Origin of the sequence: Halostagnicola larsenii XH-48, from assembly GCF_000517625.1 — an archaeon.
GTDB classification, from domain to species: domain Archaea; phylum Halobacteriota; class Halobacteria; order Halobacteriales; family Natrialbaceae; genus Halostagnicola; species Halostagnicola larsenii.
Genome location: NZ_CP007055.1, coordinates 2,305,158 through 2,321,793 on the forward strand (window position 1 = coordinate 2,305,158; position 16,636 = coordinate 2,321,793).

The following is a 16,636-nucleotide window of genomic DNA, read 5'->3' on the forward strand; positions in this document are numbered from 1 at the left end:
CTATGAGCCAGGCAGAACAAACCGAGACCGTCGACGAAGACGGTGTAATCGAAAGCGTGAGCGGTCCGGTCGTGACCGCCGCGGACCTCGACGCCCGGATGAACGACGTCGTTTACGTCGGCGACGAAGGGCTGATGGGCGAGGTCATCGAGATCGAAGGGAACCTGACCACGATTCAGGTGTACGAAGAAACCTCCGGCGTCGGCCCGGGCGAACCCGTCGAAAACACGGGCGAACCGCTCAGCGTCGACCTCGGACCCGGCATGCTGGACTCCATCTACGACGGCGTCCAGCGTCCACTCGACGTTCTCGAGGACAAGATGGGAACGGCGTTTCTCGACCGCGGGGTCGACGCTCCCGGTATCGACCTCGAGAAGGAGTGGGAGTTCGAACCCGAAGTCACAGAAGGCGACGTAGTCGAACCCGGCGACGTCGTCGGTGTCGTCCCGGAGACGGTCACCATCGAACACAAAGTGATGGTCCCACCGGACTACGAGGGTGGGGAAGTTACCAGCGTCGAAAGCGGCGAGTTCACCGTCGAAGAGACGGTCGTCGAACTCGACAGCGGCGAGGAGATCCAGATGCACCAGGAGTGGCCGGTCCGAGAGGCCCGTCCCGCCGGTGACAAGGAGACGCCAACCGAACCGCTCGTCACGGGACAGCGCGTACAGGATGGCCTCTTCCCGCTCGCGAAGGGCGGAACGGCGGCGATTCCCGGTCCGTTCGGATCCGGAAAGACCGTTACCCAGCAGCAACTCGCCAAGTGGTCCGACGCGGACATCGTCGTCTACATCGGCTGTGGCGAGCGCGGTAACGAGATGACCGAGGTCATCGAGGACTTCCCGGAACTGCCGGACCCACAGACCGGAAACCCGCTGATGGCCCGGACGTGTCTCATCGCGAATACGTCGAACATGCCCGTCGCAGCGCGTGAATCCTGCATTTACACGGGAATCACGATCGCGGAGTACTACCGCGACATGGGCTACGACGTCGCACTGATGGCCGACTCCACCTCGCGGTGGGCAGAGGCCATGCGCGAAATCTCGAGCCGACTCGAGGAGATGCCCGGCGAAGAAGGGTATCCCGCGTATCTCGCCGCCTCGCTCTCGGAGTTCTACGAGCGCGCCGGCAAGTTCCAGCTGATTAACGGCGACGAAGGGTCGATTTCGGTCGTCGGTGCGGTCTCGCCGCCGGGCGGGGACTTCTCCGAGCCGGTCACCCAGAACACGCTCCGTATCGTCAAGACGTTCTGGGCACTGGACGCCGACCTCGCGGAACGTCGGCACTTCCCGTCGATCGACTGGAACGAATCGTACTCGCTGTACAAGGACCAGCTCGATCCGTGGTGGGAGGACAACATCGCGGGCGACTGGTCGGACACCCGCCAGTGGGCGGTCGACGTGCTCGACGAGGAAGACGAACTGCAGGAGATCGTCCAGCTCGTCGGTAAGGACGCGCTGCCGGAAGACCAGCAGCTGACCTTAGAAATCGCACGCTATCTGCGTGAGGCCTGGCTCCAGCAGAACGCGCTCCACGACGTCGACACCTACTGCGAACCCGAGAAGACCTACCGAATGCTCAAAGCGATCGAGACGTTCAACGACGAAGCGTTCGAAGCGCTCGAGGCAGGGGTTCCGGTCGAAGAGATTCAAAACGTCGACGCCGCACCCCGGCTCAACCGCATGGGTACAGCCGAGGAGTGGAACGAATTCATCGACGAGATCCAAGACGACCTCAAAGAACAACTGCGAGCACTGTACTAACAATGAAAGAGTACCAGACTATCACGGAAATTAGCGGTCCGCTGGTGTTCGCCGAAGTCGACGAGCCGGTCGGGTACGACGAAATCGTCGAAATCGAGACCGAAGACGGGCGGACCCTTCGCGGTCAGGTGCTGGAATCGAGCGAGGGTATCGTCTCGATCCAGGTGTTCGAAGGCACGGGCGGTATCGACCGCAACGCCTCCGTTCGCTTCCTGGGCGAGACGATGAAGATGCCCGTCACCGAGGACCTCCTCGGACGGGTACTTGACGGTTCCGGGAATCCGATCGACGGCGGCCCGGAAATCGTCCCCGACGAACGACACGACATCGTCGGCGAAGCGATCAACCCGTACTCTCGAGAGTATCCCGAGGAGTTCATCCAGACCGGTGTCTCGGCCATCGACGGCATGAACACGCTGGTCCGCGGTCAGAAGCTGCCGATCTTCTCCGGATCGGGGCTGCCACACAACGAACTCGCACTCCAGATCGCCCGACAGGCGACCGTTCCGGAAGAAGAAGACGGCGAGGACGATGACGGATCCGAGTTCGCAGTCATCTTCGGCGCGATGGGTATCACCGCCGAGGAGGCAAACGAGTTCATGGAGGACTTCGAGCGAACGGGCGCACTCGAGCGCTCGGTCGTCTTCATGAATCTCGCGGACGACCCTGCGGTCGAACGACAGGTTACGCCGCGGCTCGTCCTGACAACCGCGGAGTATCTAGCCTTCGAGAAGGATTACCACGTGCTGGTTATCCTGACGGACATGACCAACTACTGTGAGGCACTGCGAGAGATCGGTGCCGCGCGTGAGGAGGTTCCGGGCCGACGTGGCTATCCCGGATACATGTACACCGACCTGGCCCAGCTCTACGAGCGGGCGGGTCGAATCGAAGGGCGCGACGGATCGGTCACCCAGATTCCGATCCTCACGATGCCCGGCGACGACGACACCCACCCGATCCCTGACCTGACTGGCTACATTACGGAAGGCCAGATCATGATGGATCGGAACCTGAACAGTCAGGGTATCGAGCCGCCAGTCAACGTCCTTCCGAGCCTCTCGCGACTGATGGACGACGGTATCGGCGAAGGGCTCACTCGAGCGGACCACGGCGACGTCTCCGACCAGATGTACGCCGCCTACGCGGAGGGTGAGGACCTGCGCGACCTCGTAAACATCGTCGGTCGCGAAGCGCTGTCCGAACGGGACAACAAGTTCCTCGACTTCGCCGACCGCTTCGAGAAGGAGTTCGTCCAACAGGGCTACGACACCAACCGCTCGATCGACGAAACGCTCGAGATCGGCTGGGACCTGCTGTCGATGCTGCCCAAGGACGCGCTCAATCGTATCGACGAAGACCTCATCGAAGAACACTACCGTGAAGACGAAACCGGCGAAGAAGCCGAAGCCGTTTCGGCCGACTAACGAATCGACCGGTCGTTCGACTCGAGGCCGCGCTTGATTTTCGTCCGATTACCCGTTCTTGCGTTGTCGGGACGCGCCGAGATGTAGGTCGAAACCTAGCAGAATCTAAGTGTGTCTCTGATAGAATATCCAACCTGTGAGTCTCACAGATGTCGTGACGATTGCGTCGATGGCCGCGTTTTGTATCGGAATCGGGTGGGGGAGTATCGTGCTTAGGTACGTACTCTTCGTACGGACCGCCGCTGGATCGGGCGGGTTCGATGAGCGCTCGAGATGGTACGTGGTTGGAGAGGTATTCTTCATGGGCGGTGGGACAGGTATCATGCTGTATTTGACCGATACCGTTCTTGAATCGTTCGTATTCGGGCTTTCTGGGCTTTCATTCGTGGTCATCGCAGATACACTCGCCCACCGTCTGACCGCGTACCGCTAACCGCCACTCCCCCTCGAGCGGACGGTCGTTCTGTCCTCTCGCGAACGTTTTATGTCACCTAGAGACTGGTTCGTGCCAGTGAGTAGACTCGAGAAACCCATCTGACCGAAAAAACTGTAGCAATCGATAATGACGTTACCATGTATGCACAAGCCATTGCTGGTCACGGAGTTTCTCGACAGGGCCCGAACGCACTACGGCGACGACGAGGCGGTCGTCGCCACCTCGGGCGAACGGTTCACGTACGACGAACTCGGCGAGCGCGCCGACCGCTTCGCCGCGGCGCTACAGGAGCGCGGGATCGAGAAGGGCGACCGCGTCGCCATCCTCGACCCGAATACGCACTACCATCTCGAGGCGGCCTACGGAATCATGCAGATCGGGGCAGTCCACACGCCGCTGAACTATCGGCTCACGCCCGACGACTTCGAGTATATCCTCTCGGACGCGGGCGTCGACGCGATTTACGCCGACTACGACTTCGCCGAGCGTATCGAAGCGATCCGCGACGAGGTGCCGACGGAGACGTTCATCACGAACGACGTGGATGCCGTCGAAGGGAATTGGGAAGCGTTCGACGACGTCCTCGAGTCGGCGGGCACCGAGTACGACCGACCGGAGATGGACGAAGACGAGATAATCACGATCAACTACACGTCGGGAACGACGGGCGATCCCAAAGGCGTCTGTCGCACCCACCGGTGTGAAACGCTCCACGCGTATCTGGTGGTCGCCCACCAGGAACTGGCCGACGACGACACCTACCTCTGGACGCTCCCGATGTTCCACGCGAACGGGTGGGGTCACATCTTCGCCGTGACCGGGATCGGCGCGAAACACGTCTGCGCGCGAGGTGTCGACGCCGGAGACATCTTCGAAGCGGTTCGAGACGAGAACGTTTCCTACATGTGCGGCGCGCCGACGGTCCTGAACATGCTGGTCGACTACTACGACGAGTACGAACCCGAGACGACCGGCGATTCGCCGGTACGGCTCGCGACCGCGGGGAGCGCCCCGCCCGAAGCGACGATCCGAACCGTCGAGGAGGAGTTCGGCTGGTACTTAAAACACGTCTACGGGGCGACCGAGACGGGCCCGCTCATCACCACTTCCGACGCGCGTCGACACTTCGAGGCCGGTAGCGACGATCGATTCCGAATCAAGAAACGACAGGGACTCGCCTATCTCGGAACCGAGATCAGGGTCGTCGACGAGGACGGGACGGACGTCCCCCGCGACGACGAGACGCTCGGCGAGGTCGTCGTCCGCGGGAACCAGATCATGGAGAAGTACTGGAACAAGCCCGAGGCGACCGAGGAAGCGTTCTCGGATCGAATCGAAGGCTACTATCACACCGGCGACCTCGCGACGATCGACGAGAACGGAATGATCGCGATTCAGGACCGCAAGAAGGACATCATCATCTCTGGCGGCGAGAACATCTCGAGCATCGAACTCGAGGACGCGCTGTTCGACCACCCCGAGGTGTCGGACGTGGCGGTGATCCCGTCTCCCAGCGACGAGTGGGGCGAGACGCCGAAGGCGTTCGTCGTTCCCGCGAGCGGCGACCCCGACGAACCGGGAGTGACGACGGACGAACTGCTCGAGTTCACGAAGGAGAATCTGGCGGGCTACAAGGCGGTTCGCCGGACGGAGTTCGTCGAGCAGTTGCCGACGACGGCGACCGGCAAGATACAGAAGTACGAACTTCGACAGGAAGAGTGGGAAGGAGAAGAGCGGATGGTCGGACAGGGGTAGCTACCGCCACCGATCGTCGCCGTCGGAGTCGTCCTCGGGTTTTCCCCACGTCTCGTCGGCCTCAGTCCGCGAGCCCCACCCGAATTCGCTGGCACGATCATCCGTTTTCCTGCCGTCGTCGGATCGGTCGGTGCGATCCGGAGACGACTGCACGTCGTTCAGGCCGCCCTGTTCTCGCGCGCGTCGCTGCGCCTCGGTTCGATCGACGACCGTCGGATCCAACGTTTCCCGATCGATCGCGGCCCATATAGCGAGCGAAACCACAGCGATGACCGAGAGGAACGCGACGAAGATGAACAACTCAACCATCGGTACGATACTTCTCGAGGCGCGAGCACAAATGTTTTGTTACGTTACACGAATAGGAAGATATGAAAGACGACGATCACGGCTGTCCAAAGTGTGACCGCACGGAAACGGAAATCGACGAAATTTCGACGACTGGAACGGGCTTGTCGAAGTTCCTCGACATACAGAACCGGAAATTTATGGTCATCAGCTGTACCAACTGCGGCTACTCTGAACTCTATAAGGGACAGTCCTCGGGCGACATGGTCGACCTGTTCCTCGGGTAACCACTGACGAACCGTATCCGCTCCGAGCGCGCCGACCGCGAGCAAAACTGTAAACAGTTATCCGACTGGGGGCGCAATCTCCGACCAACATGGCCAAGGACGTCAAGCCGACCCGCAAGAACTTGATGGCGATCGAGGATCGCATCGAGCTCTCCGAACGCGGCCACGGTACGCTCGAGAAGAAACGAGACGGTCTCATCATGGAGTTCATGGACATCCTGGACAAGGCACAGGACGTCCGCGGCGAACTCTCGGATGACTACAATGCGGCCCAGAAGAAGATCAACATGGCCCGAGCGATGGAAGGCGACGTCGCCGTTCGCGGCGCTGCTGCCGCTCTGCAAGAACACCCCGAGATTACCACCGAGTCCAAGAACATCATGGGAGTCGTCGTTCCGCAGATCGAATCCTCTCGCGTCTCGAAGAACTTAGACCAGCGCGGCTACGGGATCATGGGCACCTCCGCACGCATCGACGAGGCCGCCGAGGCCTACGAGGACCTCCTCGAGAGCATTATCCTCGCCGCCGAGGTCGAGACGGCGATGAAGAAGATGCTCCGAGAGATCGAAACGACCAAACGGCGCGTCAACGCCCTCGAGTTCAAGCTCCTTCCGGATCTCTACAGCAGTCAGGAGTACATCGAACAGAAACTCGAGGAGCAAGAACGCGAGGAGACCTTCCGGCTGAAAAAGATCAAAGAGAAGAAAGAACAGGAAGAAAAAGAACAGAAGGCTGCAGAAGAAGCCGAGAAAGCAGAGGACCTCGAAGGCGGCCAAACGCCGCCGATCGGGAGCGCGGCGGGCGGCGACTAACGACGCGTTGGCCTGCCAGCGGTGTGGGGGTGGGGGAAGCGAGGCGGTCCGAGCGCGCCCAGGTCCTGCTCGGACGACATTAAGTACCGAAACGGTTGCTACAGACGATCTATGTACTGTTCTCACTGCGATTCGCCGCTTGTTCCGTTCGAGGTGCCAGAAGCATACGGAGAGTACGCACCGTCAGAAGCGCCGGTAGCGACGATCTGTTCGCGGTGCCTGCGTGTTACTGACCTCGAGGAATCCAACGAGGTTGCGGTAGCCGACTCTCCAGACTTCACTATCGTCAGCGAGGCGTTTCCGACTCGGGAGAAACCGGCCGCCGGGGTCGCACTCGCGCTCGGATTGTGTGCGTCGCTCGCTCGGAATCGGAACAATCTCGAGGCGCTGGTAGCCGACCTCGAGCGGGCGGGAACGGACCCGTTGTTGACACTCGAGCGAGTGTGTCAGGATCCGTCGGTCGAACCGACGATGGATCTCGAGCGGCGATTGCACCAACTCGAGCAATTTGTATACTGAACCCGTTATAAGCCGTTTCGTCGGACGAGGCTATCTCGCCGTCGGCGTGACGTTGTTGCTCAGTGCCTGTTTGACCTGCAAGGCGGCGCTTGCGGCCAGACCGCGGGCGACTTCGTCGCGCTCGTCGGCGTCGATCACTTCTTCGGCGGCATCCTCGAGATCCGCCTCGAGGTCGGGCGTGAACCCTGCGCTGACCGCGTGGCCGACGGGTGGTCGAACGGCGACGGTCACCTGCGGACCGGTCGATCCGTGGGAGATATCCGAATCGACGACGTACTCGTTGGGAAGGTACTCCCGCGTTCGAGCCGCGATCCGCGAAACATCGCGATGAAGCGTCCGCTTTTGCGTGTTCGTCAGATCGGGGATGTCCGCCGCTGCACGCTTTCCAGCCCCAGTAACACCCGGCAAGCCCGCGTACGGCGTATTTCCGTTCATGAGAAGTCCTACCAGCCCAATAGGGACGGGCGGTCAAAAGGATTCGGCTTCCGACAACTCACACGATTGGCTCGCCGTCGCCGTAGACCGCCAACACGACCGCGGTCGTATACGTTCCAGACGCCGCCTGCGCACTTTCGACGCGGACTCGAGGCTCGCTAAAGTCCCAGTCTCGAAGGTCCTGCCCACTTTCGATCCCTTCTCGTACGCGCGTTTCGATATCATCGCTGTCGGTTTCACCCGCGGCTTCGTAGAACAGGCCCGGTCCATCCTCGACTGATTGGGACCACCCCAGTCCGGCGCTCACCCGCCCCGGACCGGCGGTCGTGGCTCGAGCCTCGACGACCGTGAGCCGGTCGCCCGCGGGCCCGAGGTCGGGTGCAGTGCCGACGGCCTCGACGGTGGTATCGGCCGGAATAACGGACGAGACGGCCACGAGGTTGTAGTTCTCGACGCCGGCCTCGGCGAGTGCGGCGTCGTAGGATGCCATCGCCGTGGGAGCCGAGGCGGTTCCCCAGACGATTCGAATCGTGCTCATTATCCGGTTTCAGGGATCGATAGCGTAAGGCGTTGCGATTCGGGGGAGCCTCGACTCGTGAAGACAAAGGGCGGTGGCCACGAGCGGTCCCCGAAAAATTGAGGGGACCGCGAGGCGGGGAAGGGCAGGCGGTCACACCGATATGTACCGCGAGTGAGCGCAGCGAACGAGCGGGTCGACGACTGACCCGAAGCGAGTGAAACGAGCAGCGGGGAAGGAGGAGCGCTTTTCATCAAAGCTAAGCGGGATCTTCGATCCCGCGAGGTCCGAGAGAGTTTCACTCTCTCGAGATTTTGCCGAGGGACATCGCCTCCACGCCAGTGAGTCTGGCGTGGAGGCGATAGACCGCAGGGCAAAAGTTTGTTATTGATAAAAGTACCCGGCCGAGGAGATCACGTCGCTCGAGTCGTCGTTTTCGATCTTCTCGATGGCGTTGGTGAAGTCCTCGTGGTTCACCTCGGTGCGATCGTCGCGAACGGCGAACATGCCGGCTTCGGTCGCGAGACTCTCGATTTCAGCACCGGAGTAGCCCTCGGTTTCGGCCGCGAGGTCGGCGAAATCGATCTCGTCGGCGATCGCCATCTCTCGAGTGTGGATCTCGAGGATCTGCTCGCGTCCGTCCTGGTTCGGTTCGGGGACTTCGATGAGTCGATCGAACCGGCCGGGCCGAAGGATGGCGCGGTCGAGCATGTCGAAGCGGTTCGTGGCGGCGATGATGCGGATCTCGCCGCGAGCCTCGAACCCGTCCATCTCGCTGAGGAGTTGCATCATCGTCCGCTGGACCTCGGCGTCGCCGGAAGTCTTGGACTCGGTTCGTTTGGCAGCGATGGCGTCGATTTCGTCGATGAAGATGATTGCCGGTTCGCGCTCGCGGGCCATCTCGAAGAGGTCCCGAACGAGTCGGGAGCCCTCGCCGATGAACTTGCGGACGAGTTCCGAGCCGGCCATCTTGATGAACGTCGCGTTGGTTTCGGTGGCGACGGCTTTCGCGAGCATCGTCTTGCCGGTTCCCGGCGGGCCGTGCAAGAGAACCCCGCTCGGTGGTTCGATCCCCACGTCTTCGAACAGTTCGGGATCGTCGAGCGGCTGCTCGACCGCCTCGCGGACCTCCGTGACCTGCTCGTCGATTCCCCCGATCTCGTCGTAGGAGACGTCGGGTTTTTCGGCGATCTCCATGGCCTGTGCGCGGGCATCGGTTTCCGTGTCCAGAACCGTCTGGATCGAAAACGAGTCGTTGACGGCGACCCGATCGCCGCTTTCGACCGACTCTGCGATCCGCGGTGAGACGTCCGTGAGGACCTCCTGGTTGTTTCCGTGCTGTTTGACGACCACTTCGTCGTCCTCGAGCACGTCTTCGACGGTCGAGATGTACAACGAGGAGCTTTTGAGCGTCTCGTTTTCGCGTTCGACAGTATTGACTTTCTCCCGTAACCGTTCGCGGCGCTCGTCTGCAGCATCGAGCTGCTCGGACAGCTGATCTCGAACGTCGGTGAGATCTTCGAAGTGTCCACGGAGCGCCTCGAGCCGTTCGTCATCGGAAAGATCCGGATCGATCTCGCGATGTGGCCGCTCAGGAACAGATGGGCTTCGAGACATCGTGATGTACGTCGATAAGATACCCACGATAAATGTGCCTTTGGGTCGCGGTTGGTTTTCGGGTGGCCGGAAACGTCGAGTTATATGGCCGTTCGCCGGATAACGGCGGCGAATAGCCGTTTATCGGCATATCGTACCACGGGAAATCACCGACAGTATCCACTCCGAACGAGGTGGGAACGTCCCGTCCTGCTAAATTTCGGGGTGTATAGATGGAAAATGGTAGTGACGATGCCAGTACCTCGGATACTCAACGAAAACAGAAACGCAAAGCAGCTGACCGAGAGGGTGGTTTCGGCCTACTCGAGCAGCGCTGCCATTTCGTCGAGGCGGTCGCCGTACGTCGAGAGCGCGCGGTCGATCGGATCGCTGGTGCTCATATCGACGCCGGCGATCCGGAGGAGTTCGAGCGGGTATTCTCGCGAGCCGCGGCGCAGGAACTCGAGGTAGTCCTCGGCGGCGTCGCAATCGGACTCGCCGCCGGCCCCGTCCGGCAGGATTCCGTCGACGATCGCGAGCGCGGCGGAGATGCCGGTCGAGTACTGATAGACGTAGAACGCGCGATAGAAGTGCGGAATACGCATCCACTCGCGGGCGATCCGTTCGTCGACGTGGGCGGGCTCGTAGTACGATTCTTTGAGCCCGTGATAGAGGTCGTCCAGCCGGTCTGCAGTGAGCGGCTCACCGTTTTCCTCGAGGCGGTGAGCCTCGTGTTCGAACTCCGCGAATAGCGTCTGGCGGTACAGCGTCGAGCGGACGCGCTCTAAGAACTCGTTGAGGACGGCTTTTCGGAACGCGGGGTCGTCGACGGTCTCGAGCAGGTGATTCGTCAACAGCGCCTCGTTGACCGTGCTGGCGACTTCTGCCACGAAGATCTCGTAGCTCGAGTAGACGTAGGGCTGCTCGTCTTTCGTCAGTTCGGAGTGCATCGAGTGGCCGAGTTCGTGAGCCAGCGTGTACATCGAGGCGATGTCGTCCTGATAGTTCATCAGGATGAACGGCTGGGTGTCGTAGGTCCCCCCGGAGTACGCACCCGACTGTTTGCCCTCGTTTTCGTAGACGTCGACCCATCGCGACTCGAGGCCCTCAGCGACGCGGGACTGGTACTCCTCGCCCAGCGGTCCGACGGCGTCGACGACGTACTCGGTCGCCTCGTCGTAGTCGACGTCAGGCCCTTCACCGCCCGTCAGCGGCATGTAAAGGTCCCACATCCGTAGTTCGTCGACCTCGAGTGCCTCCCGTTTGAGCTCGGCGTGGCGGTGGAGTTTATCGAGGTTGTCGTTGACGCTGTCGACCAGCGTGTCGTAGACCCCGACGGGCACGTTCGGTCCGTCGAGTGCAGCTTCGCGTGCGGTGTCGTAGTTGCGGGCCTGTGCGGTTTTGATGTCCGCTTTGACGCTGTTTTTGTACGACGCCGCGACGGTGTTTCGCACCGCTGCCCACTCGTCGAAGTACCCCTCGTACACCCGTTCTCGGAACTCCCGGTCGGGGCGTTTGAGCAGGTTAGTGAAATTGCTCTGGGTGATTTCGACCGCGTCCCCCTCAGAATCCTCGACGGTCGGAAACGACATGTCCGCGTTCGAGAGCATGTTGTACACCTCGCCGGTCGCGCCCGTCACCTCGCTCAGGTCCGCGAGGAGCGCTTCGACTTCGGCCGAGCGCGTGTGCGGTTTCATCCGCAACACGTCGTCGACGTAGTGGTCGTAGGTATCGAGTGCCGGTTGCTCGTCGGTCATCGACTCGAACTCCTCTCGAGTGAGCGTCTGGAGTTCGGGTTCGATGAACGACGCCGCAGACTGAGCGTTCGCGGCCAGCGACTGCGATCTGGCGGTCAACGCCTGATACTCCTGGTTGGTGGTGTCCTCGTCGCGTCGCATTCTGGCGTAGGCGGCGACGGTCGACACTTCGCGCATGATCTCGTTTCGAAGCTCGAAAATGGCGAGCAGCGTTTCCGCGTCGTCGGTGGTCTGGCCTTCGTAAGCCGCAAGTTCCTCAATTCGGTCGTTTACCGCCGCGTACGCCTCCTCCCAATCGTCGTCGGTCGCGTAGATACTCTCGAGGTCCCAGGTATATTCCCGGTCGATTTCGGAGCGGTCCGGAACAGAACTCATACGGAGTATATCGGAACGAAGCTGTGAAAATCTACCGAAGGCGATCAGCGGCGAGACGCGGACGATTCGTCTGTCGACCGACCACAGAACGCACGTGCAGCTACCCGCGCATCTCGGCGTCGACGGCGGTCCGAATCGTTCGAGCGAGACCGAGGACGACGAGATACGTTCCCGCAACGACGAGCGCGACGAGCAGGAAGATTCCGAACGCCGTTGGGCCCAGTTGCGAATACGCGAGAAGCGGTGCGGTGACGCGATAGCCGAGATAGGCGACGAGTATCCCCGCGGAGACCAGCAGCGAGGCTCGCCAGTACGCGCCGTACTCCTCGGGCGACAGTTCCATGTCCCGTCGTCGTCACCCGAATCGTATAAACCCACCCGCCATACGGGTTAGCTGTGTGAGTCGCTCTACAGCCCATCGCGGAGCTGTCTCGAGATCCGCGCGGCCGTTCGCTGTTCGACGCGCCGACGGTCGAAGAGCTCTCGCGCGCTCGTCGCCGCCGTCTCGTCGACGCTGAACTCGAGGTCGGGATAGTCGACCGCCGTGAGCACCAGTGGTTCCGGCGGCGCGGGGGCGATACCCTCGTGGCCCGCCAGCGGTTCGGACTCGAGCGCTCGATCGATCCGTGCGAGCGACGTCTCCTCCGAACCGACTTCGCGGGCGAGCGAGACGAGCCTGCGGACCAGTTCGCGCGAGAAGCCGCCCGCGGACACGGTGACGACGAGAAACGCACCGTCGCGGGTCGCCTCGAGCGTCGGTGAGCGCTCGGTGTTTCGGTCGTCCGGCGTCAGGTTGTGAAAATCGTGAGCGCCAGAGAGCGCTTCGAGTGCGGCGTGGAATCGTTCGTCGTCGACGCGAGCGGCGTTCCCAAACGGAGTCGACGCAGACCGCCAATCGTCCGCGTCGACGGCAGTCGTGGCGGGCGCATAGAGATGGTAGGTGTACGTTCGTCTGCTCGCGTGGTGGATCGCGTGGAACGACGGCGGTGCGTCGGCGCTCGCCCACGCCCGAACGTCGGCTGGCAGTTCGCTGTTGATCGCTCGCGGCGTGAGCCATTCGGGCGCGTCGAACGCGATCGTTTGTGCGAGTGCAGATACGCCGGCATCTGTCCGACCGGCGGCGGCGTAGCCCTCGGGTTTGTCGGCGTCGGCGGCCAGCACCTCGAGCCTGCGCAGGGCATCGAAGATAGTATCCTCGACGGTGGTCACGTCGGGCTGGCGCTGGAAGCCGAAGTAGTCGGTGCCGTCGTAGGCGATCCGAAAGGCGCGCATCACGGTTCGGTTCGATCCAGGGCCTTCTTCGTGTTAGCTCCGTCGAGAACACCTCACGAAAGCCGGCACTCGCCGCCATCCCGACGAATATCGGGCGGAGATAGTCGCGATATCGCTATGAGCGACCTGCATGCGCCGGGTCGGTGACCTTCCCCGAGGGAGGTGGAGGGTCCATACCATGGAGCCACCAGCAGAGAGTGATTCGGAGCCACATGAGAGCGCCCGAAACGTCGTTTTCGTCGTCCTCGACACCGCTCGGGCGACGAGCGTGAGCGATCGAACGATGCCCGCGCTGTCCCGGCTCGCGACGGAGGGGACGGCGTTCGAAAACGCGTTTGCAACGGCCCCGTGGACGCTGCCCTCCCACGCCTCGATGTTCACCGGTACGTATCCGTCGGAACACGGAACGCACGGAGAACACCCGTTTTTGGACGAATCGCTTCGAGCCCTCCCCGAGGTGTTCGCGGACGCTGGCTACGAAACCGTCGGCGTGTCGAACAACACCTGGATCACCGAGGAGTTCGGCTTCGACCGCGGGTTCGACCATCTCCGGCGCGGCTGGCAGTATATCCAGTCCGAACACGACATGGGCGCCGTCGTTCGCGGCGAGGACCTCCGCGAAAAACTCGAGGCGACCCGCGAGAACCTCTTTCAGGGCAACCCGCTGGTCAACGCGACGAACGTCCTCTACAGCGAATTGCTCCAGCCGACAGGCGACGACGGAGCCGACCGAACGACGACGTGGGTGGAAAACTGGCTCGAGAACCGAGCGGGCGACCGGCCGTTTTTCCTGTTCTGCAACTACATCGAACCCCACGTTACGTACGATCCGCCGCGGGAACTCGCTGAACGGCACCTCCCCGACGGCGCGGACTACGAGGAGGCGATGGCTGTTCGGCAGGACCCGCGAGCGTACGACTGTGGCGACTACGAGATCGACGACCGGGAGTTCGCCATGCTCCGGGGCCTGTACCGGGCCGAACTCGCCTACGTGGACCGACAGATCGCGCGGCTGCGCCGCAGCCTCGAGGAAACCGGCGAGTGGGAGGAGACGCTTCTCGTCGTCTGTGGCGATCACGGCGAGCACGTCGGCGAACACGATTTTTTCGGCCACCAGTACAATCTCTACGACACCCTGCTTCACGTCCCGCTGGTCGTCCACGGCGGCGAATTTACCGACGGCGGCACGCGACGCGACCTCGTCCAGTTGCTCGACCTCCCGGATACGCTCCTCGAGGCGACTGGCGTCAAGGATCGCGCATTCGCAGAGCAGAGCCAGGGGCTATCGATGCATCCGAGGCCGGACGCCGCCCCTCGAGACGCAATCTTCGCGGAGTACGTCGCGCCACAGCCCTCCATCGAGCGACTCGAGGCCCGGTTCGACCACGTTCCGGATCGGGTCCGAGCCTTCGACCGGCGGCTGCAGGCGATCCGAACACAGGACGCCAAGTACGTCCGGGGCGACGACGGCTTCGAGCGGTTTCACGACCTCGAGATGGACCCACACGAGCACCGCAACCTCTGTAGCGAACTGGGTGATAAATCGAGTAACAGACAGCAACGCGATCGGCGCGAAGCGCTGGCCCGACGGCTCGACGAGCGACTCGGCGACCTCGAGTCGGCCGCGGCCGAGACGGGAGCGGAGAACGTCTCGATGCGCGCAGGCACGAAAGAGCGGTTGGCGGATCTCGGCTATCTGTAGTTCAATCGACAGCCGACTGGTTCTCCGCGAGAAAATCTGTTTCGCCGGTCCGCAACAAACGGCAGTGGAATTGAAAGCTGTTCGCAGGGATTTATGCGGGTCTCGAGAGTGAGTGTGTACTATGACAACTATTCGAACGGAGATCGCCGAGGACGAACCGTATGCGACCGTCGTGATCTCGAACCCGGACCGGAAAAACGCGGTGAGCGAGGCCGATACAGAGGAACTCGCAGCCGCGTTTCGCGAACTCGACGCGAACGACGAGGTTCGGTGTATCGTCCTGACCGGCGCGGGCGAGGCCTTCTGTGCGGGCGCGGATCTCTCGAGCGTCGGATCGACGCCGACGGCCGAATCCATCGATCGGGGCTTTCACGCTGCGGTCGGCGCGATCATGACCTGTTCGAAACCCGTAATCGCGAAGGTCGACGGACCGGCGATCGGTGCCGGGGCGTCGCTCGCGACGGCCTGCGATTTCGTCTACGCCGCCGAATCCGCCCGAATCGGCTTTTCGTTCTCGAGCATCGGCCTGACCGCGGACACCGGCGCGACGTTTATCCTGCCGCGGCTGGTCGGCGTTCGCACCGCGACGGAGTTGCTGATGAGCGGGGACATCCTCGCCGCGGGCGAGGCAGCCGATATCGGGCTCCTCACCGAAGTCGTGAGCGACGCGGACATCGACGAACGGGTGCGCGAACGGGCCACGGACCTCGCGAACGGCCCGACCCGCGTTCACGCCTCGATCCGGCGGCTCCTCCTCCGGTCGAACGCCAACACGCTCGAGGAGCAACTCGAACTCGAGGCCCGTGAGCAAGAGCGGATGTTCCACACGCAGGACATGATGGAGGGCGTCGCCGCGTTTACGGAAGACCGCGAACCGGAGTTCAGCGGGCAGTAGAGCGGCCGCCCGCACGCGAAATTCCGTTCGGCGGTGACGAGATCACTCGAGGAGCCACCGGAAGCATCGTAGTTCGTCGTCCTCGACGGTCGCGACGATCCGATCGTTTTCGTCGAGACACGGGTACTCTGCGGCGGGGACGACGATCTGATCGACGGTCTGAGTGCCGTCTTCGAGCAAGATGACGACGTGTTCGTCGTCGACGATCCGATCGACGGTCGAAACGTACGAGTCGGGTGGGTTCGCCGCCGACTCGGGCACGGCGGGGATGTCGTCACACTCGACTTCGGTTTCTCGCGGTTCTTCGGTGTTCGACTCCGGGCGAGGGTCGTCGGTTGCGCTCACACTCGAGATCAGTGCGGCTCCAACAGCGGTACTCGAGCCGATCGTTCGCAGGACGGTTCGTCGGTCGACTGTCGGTCGGTCTACCATGGACCCTCTGGCCGCGGTATGGTATATAAACGGTCGGAGCGGTGCGCGAACGGCACTCGAACGACTCGAGGGCGACGCCGCCCCGAATTTCGGCGGGGTCGACCTTGAGGCCGAAGGGGGGCCGGCACCGAACGCGAACTGTGCGTTTAAGCGCCAGAAGCACCTACGTGGCATCGATGTCCCGCACAACGTATCGATGCACGTGCGGTGCGCTTCTCGAGTACAACCAGAACCTCGTCTCGGACCGTGGCGCGACGAGTCGGACGTGGAAGTGCAAGGAGTGTGCGACGCCCGTCCCGGGGATGATCGCCGAGAAGATCGGTCACCAACATCCCTCCTGAGACGTCCCGTTCGGTCTCGGTCGT

Annotated in this window: 18 protein-coding genes; 10 read left to right on the forward strand and 8 right to left on the reverse strand. The window is 62.2% G+C overall.

Going from position 1 to position 16,636, the window contains the following annotated elements; translation table 11 throughout:
- Positions 1–2: 2 nt before the first annotated feature.
- The 4 genes from HALLA_RS11665 to HALLA_RS11680 all read left to right on the forward strand — a co-directional run bounded on the left by HALLA_RS11665 (position 3) and on the right by HALLA_RS11680 (position 5,384).
- A complete protein-coding gene (locus tag HALLA_RS11665; protein ID WP_049953517.1) occupies positions 3–1,766 on the forward strand; it encodes an ATP synthase subunit A in 1,764 nt (587 codons plus the stop codon).
- 2 nt (positions 1,767–1,768) lie between these two features.
- A complete protein-coding gene (locus HALLA_RS11670) occupies positions 1,769–3,193 on the forward strand; it encodes an ATP synthase subunit B (protein ID WP_049953518.1) in 1,425 nt (474 codons plus the stop codon).
- A 154-nt stretch (positions 3,194–3,347) separates the two neighbouring features.
- A complete protein-coding gene (locus HALLA_RS11675) occupies positions 3,348–3,626 on the forward strand; it encodes a hypothetical protein (protein ID WP_157231367.1) in 279 nt (92 codons plus the stop codon).
- A 144-nt stretch (positions 3,627–3,770) separates the two neighbouring features.
- Positions 3,771–5,384 (forward strand): long-chain-fatty-acid--CoA ligase, encoded by a 1,614-nt coding sequence (locus HALLA_RS11680; RefSeq protein ID WP_049953520.1) that lies wholly within the window; start codon positions 3,771–3,773, stop codon positions 5,382–5,384.
- Here HALLA_RS11680 and HALLA_RS11685 read toward each other — a convergent pair whose 3' ends face one another.
- On the reverse strand, positions 5,385–5,693 hold the full coding sequence (locus tag HALLA_RS11685) for a hypothetical protein (RefSeq protein WP_049953521.1): 309 nt from the start codon (positions 5,691–5,693) through the stop codon (positions 5,385–5,387).
- A gap of 62 nt (positions 5,694–5,755) precedes the next feature.
- Between HALLA_RS11685 and HALLA_RS11690 the strand changes: the two genes are divergently transcribed.
- From HALLA_RS11690 to HALLA_RS11700, 3 genes are all read left to right on the forward strand, one after another.
- Entirely contained in the window at positions 5,756–5,959 is a 204-nt protein-coding gene (locus HALLA_RS11690) for a zinc ribbon domain-containing protein (RefSeq protein WP_049953522.1), read from the forward strand.
- An 89-nt stretch (positions 5,960–6,048) separates the two neighbouring features.
- On the forward strand, positions 6,049–6,771 hold the full coding sequence (locus HALLA_RS11695) for a V-type ATP synthase subunit D (RefSeq protein ID WP_049953523.1): 723 nt from the start codon (positions 6,049–6,051) through the stop codon (positions 6,769–6,771).
- A gap of 111 nt (positions 6,772–6,882) precedes the next feature.
- A complete protein-coding gene (locus HALLA_RS11700; RefSeq protein ID WP_049953524.1) occupies positions 6,883–7,290 on the forward strand; it encodes a DUF6276 family protein in 408 nt (135 codons plus the stop codon).
- 30 nt (positions 7,291–7,320) lie between these two features.
- Here HALLA_RS11700 and HALLA_RS11705 read toward each other — a convergent pair whose 3' ends face one another.
- The 6 genes from HALLA_RS11705 to truA form a co-directional block, all read right to left on the reverse strand.
- A complete protein-coding gene (locus HALLA_RS11705; protein WP_049953525.1) occupies positions 7,321–7,725 on the reverse strand; it encodes a DUF5811 family protein in 405 nt (134 codons plus the stop codon).
- A 58-nt stretch (positions 7,726–7,783) separates the two neighbouring features.
- Positions 7,784–8,263 carry a pyruvoyl-dependent arginine decarboxylase gene (locus HALLA_RS11710; protein ID WP_049953526.1) on the reverse strand — a complete coding sequence of 160 codons (480 nt, stop codon included), beginning with the start codon at positions 8,261–8,263 and terminating at the stop codon, positions 7,784–7,786.
- 363 nt (positions 8,264–8,626) lie between these two features.
- Positions 8,627–9,859 (reverse strand): proteasome-activating nucleotidase Pan2, encoded by a 1,233-nt coding sequence (gene pan2, locus HALLA_RS11715; RefSeq protein ID WP_049953527.1) that lies wholly within the window; start codon positions 9,857–9,859, stop codon positions 8,627–8,629.
- A gap of 299 nt (positions 9,860–10,158) precedes the next feature.
- Complete coding sequence (gene pepF / locus HALLA_RS11720; RefSeq protein WP_049953528.1) at positions 10,159–11,970, reverse strand: oligoendopeptidase F; 1,812 nt, start codon at positions 11,968–11,970, stop codon at positions 10,159–10,161.
- Positions 11,971–12,070: 100 nt separating this feature from the next.
- A complete protein-coding gene (locus tag HALLA_RS11725) occupies positions 12,071–12,313 on the reverse strand; it encodes a hypothetical protein (protein ID WP_049953529.1) in 243 nt (80 codons plus the stop codon).
- A gap of 65 nt (positions 12,314–12,378) precedes the next feature.
- On the reverse strand, positions 12,379–13,242 hold the full coding sequence (truA, locus tag HALLA_RS11730) for a tRNA pseudouridine(38-40) synthase TruA (protein ID WP_049953530.1): 864 nt from the start codon (positions 13,240–13,242) through the stop codon (positions 12,379–12,381).
- A gap of 178 nt (positions 13,243–13,420) precedes the next feature.
- On the opposite strand from truA, the gene HALLA_RS11735 reads away from it, so the two are divergent.
- Both HALLA_RS11735 and HALLA_RS11740 read left to right on the forward strand, forming a co-directional pair.
- Entirely contained in the window at positions 13,421–14,944 is a 1,524-nt protein-coding gene (locus HALLA_RS11735) for a sulfatase (protein WP_049953531.1), read from the forward strand.
- A gap of 121 nt (positions 14,945–15,065) precedes the next feature.
- Positions 15,066–15,839 (forward strand): enoyl-CoA hydratase/isomerase family protein, encoded by a 774-nt coding sequence (locus HALLA_RS11740; RefSeq protein ID WP_049953532.1) that lies wholly within the window; start codon positions 15,066–15,068, stop codon positions 15,837–15,839.
- A gap of 42 nt (positions 15,840–15,881) precedes the next feature.
- On the opposite strand, the gene HALLA_RS11745 is transcribed toward HALLA_RS11740, so the two are convergent.
- Positions 15,882–16,271, reverse strand: a complete 390-nt coding sequence (locus HALLA_RS11745; RefSeq protein WP_049953533.1) for a hypothetical protein — start codon at positions 16,269–16,271, stop codon at positions 15,882–15,884.
- Positions 16,272–16,447: 176 nt separating this feature from the next.
- Between HALLA_RS11745 and HALLA_RS21075 the strand changes: the two genes are divergently transcribed.
- The gene (locus HALLA_RS21075) at positions 16,448–16,612 is read left to right on the forward strand and encodes a hypothetical protein (protein ID WP_169732134.1); all 165 of its coding nucleotides are present in this window, start codon (positions 16,448–16,450) and stop codon (positions 16,610–16,612) included.
- Positions 16,613–16,636: the final 24 nt, after the last annotated feature.

Coding starts and splice junctions, on each gene's coding strand:
- HALLA_RS11665 (WP_049953517.1), top strand. CDS start 3: ATGAGCCAGGCAGAACAAACCGAGACCGTCGACGAAGACGGTGTAATC.
- HALLA_RS11670 (WP_049953518.1), top strand. CDS start 1,769: ATGAAAGAGTACCAGACTATCACGGAAATTAGCGGTCCGCTGGTGTTC.
- HALLA_RS11680 (WP_049953520.1), top strand. CDS start 3,771: ATGCACAAGCCATTGCTGGTCACGGAGTTTCTCGACAGGGCCCGAACG.
- HALLA_RS11685 (WP_049953521.1), bottom strand. CDS start 5,693: ATGGTTGAGTTGTTCATCTTCGTCGCGTTCCTCTCGGTCATCGCTGTG.
- HALLA_RS11690 (WP_049953522.1), top strand. CDS start 5,756: ATGAAAGACGACGATCACGGCTGTCCAAAGTGTGACCGCACGGAAACG.
- HALLA_RS11695 (WP_049953523.1), top strand. CDS start 6,049: ATGGCCAAGGACGTCAAGCCGACCCGCAAGAACTTGATGGCGATCGAG.
- HALLA_RS11700 (WP_049953524.1), top strand. CDS start 6,883: ATGTACTGTTCTCACTGCGATTCGCCGCTTGTTCCGTTCGAGGTGCCA.
- HALLA_RS11705 (WP_049953525.1), bottom strand. CDS start 7,725: ATGAACGGAAATACGCCGTACGCGGGCTTGCCGGGTGTTACTGGGGCT.
- HALLA_RS11710 (WP_049953526.1), bottom strand. CDS start 8,263: ATGAGCACGATTCGAATCGTCTGGGGAACCGCCTCGGCTCCCACGGCG.
- pan2 (WP_049953527.1), bottom strand. CDS start 9,859: ATGTCTCGAAGCCCATCTGTTCCTGAGCGGCCACATCGCGAGATCGAT.
- pepF (WP_049953528.1), bottom strand. CDS start 11,970: ATGAGTTCTGTTCCGGACCGCTCCGAAATCGACCGGGAATATACCTGG.
- HALLA_RS11725 (WP_049953529.1), bottom strand. CDS start 12,313: ATGGAACTGTCGCCCGAGGAGTACGGCGCGTACTGGCGAGCCTCGCTG.
- truA (WP_049953530.1), bottom strand. CDS start 13,242: ATGCGCGCCTTTCGGATCGCCTACGACGGCACCGACTACTTCGGCTTC.
- HALLA_RS11735 (WP_049953531.1), top strand. CDS start 13,421: ATGGAGCCACCAGCAGAGAGTGATTCGGAGCCACATGAGAGCGCCCGA.
- HALLA_RS11740 (WP_049953532.1), top strand. CDS start 15,066: ATGACAACTATTCGAACGGAGATCGCCGAGGACGAACCGTATGCGACC.
- HALLA_RS11745 (WP_049953533.1), bottom strand. CDS start 16,271: ATGGTAGACCGACCGACAGTCGACCGACGAACCGTCCTGCGAACGATC.
- HALLA_RS21075 (WP_169732134.1), top strand. CDS start 16,448: ATGTCCCGCACAACGTATCGATGCACGTGCGGTGCGCTTCTCGAGTAC.